This is a genomic window from Alistipes sp. An54, assembly GCF_002159375.1.
Classification (GTDB): Bacteria; Bacteroidota; Bacteroidia; order Bacteroidales; family Rikenellaceae; genus Alistipes; species Alistipes megaguti.
The window spans coordinates 24584-33904 of sequence record NZ_NFIA01000021.1; the positions used below are offsets into that span (position 1 = coordinate 24584).

Below are 9321 nucleotides of genomic sequence, written 5' to 3' on the forward strand. Positions count from 1 at the left end.
GGTTCATAATGCAAAGTTACTTTATAATTCCCTCATTTTTAAGGTAATTTTCTATTGTTGTCGTACTTGTACCCCTCCGGCACATCGCAACAATCTTCTTCAATTGCGCTTTACCTATCTTTTTACCATTAGCACCCTTGAATGTGTCAAGTCCACCATCCAACAATGCTTGAATTGCCGTTGTTTCTTGCTCTGAATACTTCAAGGCAAACAGATTCTTTTTTGCAGACTGCAACACCTTGTCCGGGTCAAGACCCAACTTTTGAATGACATAATCATACCCCAAAACACGGCGGTTGTAACCCGTTGAATCGCGATTATTGATGAATTGCGGTTGCGGTGTCTTGACACACCCAAGTTTAGAATAAAATTCCGGCAATGTCTTTCTTGCCACAAACTCATTCATCATTTCCATGACATCGGTTTGCGTGCTTGTTATATACATATTACCCGGAACATTGCGGTTGTGCGTAATTTCATGCCAAAATGTTGCCATTGCATCGGCTTCAAGTTCGGTGATTGTATCGGACTTGCCTTGTCCGATTTTAGCCAATGCCGACTTAACACGTTGCAATCTGTCAGGGGTAAGCCTTATACGCCCATCCATGAATGTATCACCATTGACACCGCGCCGGGTTGTCGGTGACAACTTCAAATCACCATTGGCAAACCATTTGTCGGCTGCAAATTCTGAATTGATAGATTTGAAAGTTTCATCAACATCCGCATCCGTCTTATAATCGGTTTTAACGGCTCTATGCGGAACGTCTTTGCCGCTTTTGCCCTTGGCTTCATCAACCGCCTTTTGGATTTCCTGTTGGAACTTAATCAATGCGTCTTTGCATGAAGCCTTTGTCATAACCCATTCGCGCTTGTCGCCTGTAATTGTGGCAATGATATTCAACATATCATCAACATCAATCTTGTATTTCCGGGCTTCCTTGATTGCTTCGTTGGCATCATGGATGAATGCTTCATATTCTTCTTTTGCCTTTTCGACACGCTCTTTCAGTATATCAATAGCCCTTGTAATGGCGTTGTGTTCGGGTACTTTCATTGCCGTGTCAAGAACAAATGTGCTTAATCCCCATTCACTGCATTTTGCCCGAATGTCACTTTCAGCCGATTGCATTTCAGCCGCTTTCAATTGGATGGTTGCAATTCGGCTTTGTATTCTCGTAATATCCTTGTTGGTGACATACGTTTCAAGCATATTTAATTGGTCTGCCATGCCCCACTTTTTCGCCAACATTCTTGCTTGGGTGATTTGCGGCATAAGGGCGTCAAGCTGCCTTTGCACCGGGTCAATCTGTTGGGTGTCAAACTTCAATCCTTTGGATAACTTGCCGTCCTTGAAGTTGTCTTTGATGAAATAGGGTGTCGAACTCCAATTGGCTTGCGCTTCTTCGTGTTCCTTGACCCATTCTTTGAAGCCGTCCGGCACATCGACAACAACATTCTTGGCTTCCAAACGCTTGTATTGAGTGCCACGCAAAGCCGCTTTGAGGTCGCCCAACTCGTTTTCATCAAAGGTTTCTTCATCCATCAGGATTGGCACGGCGTAACACATACATTGTGGGTGCCAGCCCTTAAACTTGAAGTGCTTGGGGTAACGCCCTTGCAGCTTTTCGCAAATGTCGCAATCGCACAATGGTTCATGGTTCGACCGTTTCACCTCAAAGCCAACGACAAAATCAAGGCTTTGCCAACGCAAATAATCGCTTTCACGGTACGCCATATTGATTTCCGACCGTGTAAGCCGGGCGGCATTCTTTGCGCTTGACCTGTAAACGCCACGTCCGGGGTGGAATGCCCTTGCAGCCTTTGACAACACAAGGTTGCCCCGCTTATCACGCACACGGCGGAACAATCGGTTCGGGTCACGCAAGTTTTGCCGGACATCCCTTGAAAGTTGTGCCGCGCTCCGACCCTCGCCCAATCCGGCATCAATGGCGGCTTCAAGTTGTTCACGGTATTGCCCAACATACTTCCACACACGTTGCGAAAGGTTCATGCCCTCAACCTTGCGCCCCTGAAAGGTTTTCAAGGCATCCAAATTTTGGTCTTGCATCTTCTTCAACCGTGCTTTGCTCAACTTGCTTGTTTCAAGGATTGAAGCAATGAAGCCATCGTTTTTGCTGCAAGCAAACAACCATTGCTTCTTTGACCCCGATTCAATAACCGTTGTAATGCGGCTTGCAAGCTGCTTCGTGACGCTTTGCATTAACGCCTTCACACTTGGATAATCATCAAAGGAAAACGGCTTGTCGGGGTCATATTGACCCTTTGCCGCCGCCCTTACAATCTCATTGGTGGCGCGGTCAAACAAGGCATCAACGGCTTGCGTGTATTGTTCCGTCTGCCTGTAATGTGCGGCATCGTATGATTGCACCGAAAACCGCTTTACTTTCTGCCTTTTAGCCATTGCCCCTTAATTTGAAGTGTTCACATTGAGGGTCTGACAAAAACTTGCTATATTTCCCCTCTGTATGGAAAGGGCATTTGCACATAAACAAATCCCCTTTCCAATCCTTTTCATGCCAATCATACGAATGCGTACAATCCCGGCATTGATGTTTCGGTGCTTCCTTAACAATCTTCCTTTTCATCACGCATCCATTTCAAGTTGTGGTTCACCGATTATGAAAGAATTTTCGGTTGTCGCTTGGTCTTTCAACTTCTGCATGGTCAATTCGACATTGCTTGAAAGCCCGGCTTTTTCGACCGATTCTTCTTGCGAAATCACGGGTTTGTTGCCGTTGGCGGTAAGCCAATAGTTAAGTTCGTCAATCTCGCTTGTAAGCATATACGGCACAATTTCGGGTTCAATGGCTATTGTTTCGCAATCCGATTCCAACGCATTGTTCATCTTGCCGACATAAGCAAGAATGACATTCACACGCCTTTGCAAGTAATCATCGAAGATTTCCCGTTTGTCCTGCACTTTTAGATGGGCATCCATGAAAAGCAACTTCAACGCAATGCCGCTTATCGCCGAAAGCCCCTTGACCGCATCAAACGAAATGTCCGGCGTTTGGGTGATTGTGTAAATCATCTTCAAAAGGGTTTCAATCTCCAACTTGACGGCTTCCGGGGCGGACTGCCAAGACACGTATTGCATTGTCGCGCCATCTTCACCCTCAATGACCGCACCGCTTTCGCCTTTCTTTGCCCATCCCTTGATTAAACCCGTTGTGAAAATCTTGGGGCTTGCGTGATAGTCGTTTGTGTCGGCAAAGTTCGACAACAAGGTTTCCAAGCGGTCAATCAGCTTGTCCACATCTTCCGTTTCAAACTTGGGTTGGTGTCCGTAAATGATAGGGATTTTGCCTATTGTGATAGGCTTTGGATAGCCCGGCGCGGCTTCATACCCATTTGCCCCGTTAATCCACAACCAATGTTCCTTGTCCGTGAACGTTTCAAAGTAATCAACGGCGTTTTCCCCTGCATCCTTTCGGCTGAAAGCACGTGAAAAGGCTACCATGTCGCCCGTTTCGTCAAAATAGGGGTAAAGCATATCGCCGTAAGCGGGCGAAAACAAGGCGCAACGCAACTTGTGCTTTGAATTGAATCCATACTTCTTATTGGGCTTTTCGACCGTGTACCAATACTCCGCACATTCCTTGTAACCGAAAATTGAACGTCCGATTTTACGATTCAGTGAATTGCACTTCACATCATACAAAATGCGGTTCAAAGCATGAAGAATCAACGCTTCATTGTCATTGGTTGGGGTCGCATTGTAGTTGATTGGGTTGCCGAAACAGAATGAAACGGCACGGTTGATAATCAGGCGTTGAATGGCAAGGGCAATTCTTGCGACCTTTTCCGTCCTGTAATTGGTTCTTTCGCCATCAACCGTGATAATCTTTTGCGCTGATTCCGCTTCATCATCCGCATCAATCTTCACCCGCTTGTCCTTGCGAATAACCGGGTCGTTAATATCATGCAACTTGGGGTTAAGTGCCTTTTCCGCACGTTCCACATCGGGTTGCGGGATAAAACGGCAAGACTTCAATTCCGAAATCACATCATTTGCCGTTGCTTTCTTGAAAATTTCTTCGATTGGCATATCTGTTTTGTTTTATAGTGAAACACGTTAAAATCCAAAAAGACCCGCAACATCTGATTTACGGGTGTTTGCCCTCTTTTCGATTGTTCCCGTGAGGGCATCGGGGGCATCATCATGTTCATTTTGCCCGGCTTTCAGATAACCGCATATCGCCTTGGCAAATTCAGGGAACAAGGTTTTCCACCCTTGCGGCATGAACGTAAGGTTTTGCACCATCGCCGAATGCTGATAAATGCGTGTGTCCTTGTTTTCCGTTTGATGAAATGCCGTGAATGTCGTTTTACCATTGCCCATAAGTCGGCATTGCTTTTCAACATTGTTCTTGAAAAGGCGACCACCGTTGTTGGCTTCCACAATGCACAAGGCGACACCGTGTTTCGTCAGCATCTTTGCAAGGGCGGGTTCTGTATATTCAACCGGGCGTGTCGTGTAAAGGACATCGACAACATAGTTCGCGACATCCGTTTCATCATAGACAATGGCACACAAGTAATCCGCGCCCGTGTCCGCCGTATCGACATAACATTTCCGTTTGACATACTTTGTCGCCGGGCGAATGGTGTATTCAACAAAGCCGCTTTCATACATAAGCCCGGCACGTGGTTGCGGGTCTTGTTGGTACAAGGATTCAAACACTTGCGGATTGCGCTTGCGTATCGCTTGCAACTTCTTCAAGTTGTGTCTTTCTTCCCAAAGGGCTTCACCCTCTTTGCGTGGGTCGTATTCGGTCGGCTTGCCCTCTTTGATAGCCTTATAAACGACAACAACCCACCCATCGGGGTTGCTTTCCGCATCATACACGCCTTGTTGCCGCAATAACGTACCCGCCAAATCATCTTCATGCCAACGGGTAAACACAATCAATTGTTGGGAATCATTGTGAAGTCGGGTTTCGGCAACCGTATCGTACCAGTCGGACACACTTTCACGGACAATGGGCGACCATGCCGTTTTCGCATCCTTGTAAATATCATCCATGATAAGAATGTCCACGGGTTCACCCGTCAAAGCACCGCCGACACCTACCGTCTTGAAGCCGCCCCGGTGTCCTACAATCTCGCATTCATCCGCATTGCGCAACCAAGACCCCGCAATCGTGGTCACGTTGGCGGCATTAAGGTTTGTTTCCGGGAATATGTCGTGATATTCGGGCGTGTCGATTATTCGTTGGATTTCGCGGTTGAATTTCCTTGCTTTGGGGGCATTGTAAGACACAATCGCCAACCGCTTTTCGGGGTCATTGCCCAAAAGGAATGCGGGCAAACGCCTTGTCGAACCCTCCGACTTTCCATGTTGCGGCGGCATGAACACCATTAGTTTGCGGATTTTACCTTGCGCAAAATCCGTCAAGACCTTGTAATATCGGCGGTGAAAGTCCGCCGGGCGGAACGTGGGCATTGTGGCAAGGGTGAAGCGCAACAAATCGGAACGGCTTTCACGAATAAGCCGTTCTTTCAAAGCCTTGCAATACCTTATCTTGTCACCTCTTTGCGCCATTATTCCAATTTCCTTTTCAGTTCCGCAATTTCATTATCCAATTCTTCATCTGACTTGCCCGCGAACAAATCCTTTCCATCCTTGCCCGTGATTTCCGTTGTCTGCCTGTTGCGCCAATGTTCCGGGTCGCCGTTGGTCAAAGTGAATATGATTGCCGCCGTGTCCGCCTGAATATGCTTCTTCGTGGTCGTTTGTTCCTTGATTATCGGCTTTGGGTTGCCCTTTTCATCCTTTTGCTTGCTTGGAATGGTGACAACCTTTGTTTCGGTCACTTCGTACCCTTGTATCTTCTTCAACAAGGATTTCTTGGCTTCCTGAACAAAGAATTGCATCCGTTCATCCTTTGCCTGTTCAATAGCGGCGGCAAAGTCGGGATAATCATCAATCCATTGATGGTAAGTCTTGGGGGTGATACCCACTTGGCGGCATATTTCGGCAATGGTGAACGTGTCCGACTTGACAAGTCCGACAATCTTTTCAACTATCTTCTTACCGTATTTCGCCATGTTATGCCTTTTTTAGTCTGATTTTGTCACTTTCATAACTTTATTCTTTCAATTCACACTTGAAGCCCCTTTCTTGTAACTCGTTGAATAACAACGACAATTTGGCAACATCCCCACATTCAACAATCAACCTTGTGTCAATCACCTTTTTTGCCGGGCTTTCTTCTTCATCCTCGCTTTCCTCTTGGGCATCCAATGCAACGCCCCAATCTTCCGGGTCAAAGTCAAACCTTTCAGCTTCTTGCATTATCAAGTCCGTGTCAAAGGAAAGGTTTGCTTTGCTTGTTGCATTGTCGGCAAGGGCAAGTTCACGTCCTTTTGCCGAATCAAGGTCAATATCCTTGCGCTTGACCGCCACAAGTGAATTGCCGTCGGTTTCTACAATGATAACATTGTCAAAGCCTATGTCGGCGGCTTTTTCGGCGGTCTTGTTCCCTGCGATAATGCGGTTGTTCTTGTCGATAAGGATTGACCGACCAAGCCCAAATTCACGCAAGGACTTATCCATCAAGTGTTCGCCAAACTCCGTTCCCTTGTTGAAATTCTTGTTGTCGGGAATAAGCGTGTCAATGCTCGCTTCAATTATTTTAGTAGCCATGACAATACGGAATTGATGTTGAACAATGCACAAATCATCAGGGCGACCAAAGCCCCGCACAAAGCCCCAATAACGGTGAAAACAAAGTCCATAAGTTCAACCGTGCCGTGTCCTTTGGAATCCCACCATTCCTTGATTGCCCCGGCAAGGCTTCCGGCTATGAAGCCGACCAAAGCACCGAACAAGACACCCACGACAAGGGCAATGATTGCGCCGACAATGAAATGCTTTCGTTTGTCGGGGTGTTTGGCGGCTCCTGCAAGGCTTTCCCACGCTTCAATGATACTTTCCTTTGCTTCCGAAAGAAAAGCCGAAATTCGGTCTTTTAGGGGCTGTTTATTGAACACCGCTTTACCTGACACAAAGACGGGCGGTTGCGTCTTGCCCGAAAGGACACCAAGCCACACTTTACCGCCGAACAAAATGTTGATACGTTCCTTGAAAGTCGGCTTCCAACAAGAAACACACTGTTTGCCGTCATTCCATACGTGCAAAGAAGAACATTCATTGTCCGACATGGTGGACGGCTTTTGCAATACCTTTGTGGATTGCGGAAAATCAATTGGTTTCATTTACTTTTGAATTTAGTTTGCAATGCAAATGCAAAAATAAAGGGTGTATCACAATGACACACCCTTTTAGAAAAAAAGTTAAGCACAAGTTATTCAACTTTTACCCGGATAGGCAAGCCCGAAAACACCCATGCAAGCAAAGCCGCATCGCGCCCGTCTTGATTGGTTCGCCCGGTCAATCCCGTGAATGAAGCCAATTCTTCATGCGTGATTTTTCGGTCTTTCCCTTTCCAACACTTCACCAACGGGGCGTGTGCCAAGACTTCAAGCCCGTAATGCTTGCACATTTCGATAATCTTGCGCCCTGTTTCATGGTTCGCGCCGACATCCTTTGCGATTTTTTCCGCCCGGTGTCCTTGCGCTTCATGGAAATTGCTTTTCCTGACCATCCACCCGGCTTCAACAATGACAATGACCGTTTCTTGCTTTTCAAGACTTGTCTTTTTGCAGAATTGCAAGTAATCCATCAGGCACGGAAAGGTCAAGTTTGACACTTCCAATTGCCGTGTTGTCGGTTTGAGGAACGCCACGCCCGATTTGTCCTTGTCGGGGTCAATGGCAATGATATTGTCATATCTGCATTTCATAAGCCACAAGCATTAAAACGGCAAATCATCATTTGCATTGTCGGATGGTTGGGGCTGTGCCGTCTGTGCTGCCGTTGCGCCCTGTTGTTGGCTTTCGCCTTTCAGACCGCACAAGGTTACTTCATTCGCATTGACATTGACGGCGATTTGGGTGTTCCCGTGCTTGTCTTGATAGGTCTTTAAGGACAAACGCCCCCGGACAAACACTTTGCACCCCTTTTTCAAGTATTGCGTAAGACCGCCGCCGTCACCGTACCAAAGGACGGACACCCACACCGTTGATTCATTCACGACCCCTTGGGCATCCTTTTTCCTTTCGGAATGGGCGACATTGAATGACACATACTTTTTGCCGCTGAAATCCTTGATTTCGGCATCATTCCCGATATTGCCAATTACTTCACATTGAAACATATACGTTTGTTTTTAAGTTATACAAATACTTTCCTTTTGTTATGCAAGTGCATTGCATTTGCTTTATCAATACGCTTTATTGTGCCGGATTGGGCGGCTTTCATTGTAGCGCATTTTCTGCATAATGTGCCACCACAAGTCTATATCCAAAGACTTTGCCCATTCATTGACATAAGCAATGCCGAATTGAATACGCTTTTCAATACCTATCACGTCACGGGAAAGACCCTTGCACAAGGCAAAAGCGTTTTCGGTAAAGCTGAACTTGTCGAATGCCCGGTAATATCGGCAAGGCTTCATTTTCTCGAAGTCAATACCCAATGCCCCGGCAAGGTCGAAAAGGCGAATGGCGACATCTGCCATTTCATCTTCAACGGTATTCTTTATGATTGCTTCAAACGCATCTTCAAATGCTTTGCCTTTCCCCATGTCCTGTTTGATAATCAGCTTTGCACCGACCCCGGCTTTGTCGCCCTTGCGGTCGGCTTCCACCATTTCGGCGATTTCGGTAACAACAAGCATCAAACAATGTTCGTTGCTTCTTCTTTCATCCCAAAAGCCATGCTTTACGGCATTGGAATGCACTTTTTCGGTCAAATCGTTGTAAGTCATAATCTTTACTTGTTTTAGAATAACTTTAATTGTGCTTGGTGGTACAACAACCGTTGCTTTGCGGCATTGAAATAACCGGGGTCAAGTTCAATCCCCAACATTTCAAACCCCAAGTCATGCGCTGCAATGCAAATTGAACCCGACCCCAAATGCGTGTCAAGGATTCTATCACCCGGCTTTGCATAATTCATCAGCAACCACCCATAAAGTTTGATGGGCTTTTCGGTCGGATGAATCGTTTGTTGCTTTGCAAGTTCGCAACGGTTTATTGTCACAACCCTTGTCGGGCAATCAAAGGATGAATAAGCAAGTTCGCAATCTGACATTGTTAGCCCGGTTTGTCCTTTGAACCAACATATCCAACCCTTTGTGCCTTTCGACAAGTATTTTACAAAGTAGTTAGCACCCCAAATGATTTGGTTTTTGCTGACCCTTTGAAGTTCCGTGAAGTATTCGGGGGGGG

At 46.5% G+C, this 9321-nt stretch carries 10 protein-coding genes; all 10 read right to left on the reverse strand.

Annotated elements, in window-relative coordinates; all coding sequences use genetic code 11:
* Window positions 1–16: 16 nt before the first annotated feature.
* Window positions 17–2425, reverse strand: coding sequence for a hypothetical protein (locus tag B5G09_RS13015; protein WP_087405515.1), 2409 nt, complete (start codon window positions 2423–2425; stop codon window positions 17–19).
* A 183-nt stretch (window positions 2426–2608) separates the two neighbouring features.
* On the reverse strand, window positions 2609–4072 hold the full coding sequence (locus B5G09_RS13025) for a phage portal protein (protein ID WP_087405517.1): 1464 nt from the start codon (window positions 4070–4072) through the stop codon (window positions 2609–2611).
* Window positions 4073–4099: 27 nt separating this feature from the next.
* The gene (gene terL / locus B5G09_RS13030) at window positions 4100–5569 is read right to left on the reverse strand and encodes a phage terminase large subunit (RefSeq protein ID WP_087405518.1); all 1470 of its coding nucleotides are present in this window, start codon (window positions 5567–5569) and stop codon (window positions 4100–4102) included.
* Window positions 5569–6075 (reverse strand): phBC6A51 family helix-turn-helix protein, encoded by a 507-nt coding sequence (locus B5G09_RS13035; protein WP_087405519.1) that lies wholly within the window; start codon window positions 6073–6075, stop codon window positions 5569–5571. The genes terL and B5G09_RS13035 overlap by 1 nt, the downstream gene beginning before the upstream one ends.
* Window positions 6076–6115: 40 nt before the next feature.
* Complete coding sequence (locus B5G09_RS13040; protein WP_087405520.1) at window positions 6116–6673, reverse strand: hypothetical protein; 558 nt, start codon at window positions 6671–6673, stop codon at window positions 6116–6118.
* Window positions 6658–7245 carry a hypothetical protein gene (locus B5G09_RS13045; RefSeq protein ID WP_087405521.1) on the reverse strand — a complete coding sequence of 196 codons (588 nt, stop codon included), beginning with the start codon at window positions 7243–7245 and terminating at the stop codon, window positions 6658–6660. The genes B5G09_RS13040 and B5G09_RS13045 overlap by 16 nt, the downstream gene beginning before the upstream one ends.
* Before the next feature lie 89 nt (window positions 7246–7334).
* Complete coding sequence (locus tag B5G09_RS13050) at window positions 7335–7832, reverse strand: hypothetical protein (protein ID WP_087405522.1); 498 nt, start codon at window positions 7830–7832, stop codon at window positions 7335–7337.
* 12 nt (window positions 7833–7844) lie between these two features.
* Window positions 7845–8246 carry a single-stranded DNA-binding protein gene (locus B5G09_RS13055; protein WP_087405523.1) on the reverse strand — a complete coding sequence of 134 codons (402 nt, stop codon included), beginning with the start codon at window positions 8244–8246 and terminating at the stop codon, window positions 7845–7847.
* Between the two features lie 66 nt (window positions 8247–8312).
* A complete protein-coding gene (locus B5G09_RS13060; RefSeq protein WP_087405524.1) occupies window positions 8313–8858 on the reverse strand; it encodes a hypothetical protein in 546 nt (181 codons plus the stop codon).
* Window positions 8859–8872: 14 nt separating this feature from the next.
* Window positions 8873–9321 (reverse strand): DNA methyltransferase (locus B5G09_RS13065; protein WP_087405525.1); only part of this gene is annotated, 449 nt, incomplete at its 5' end.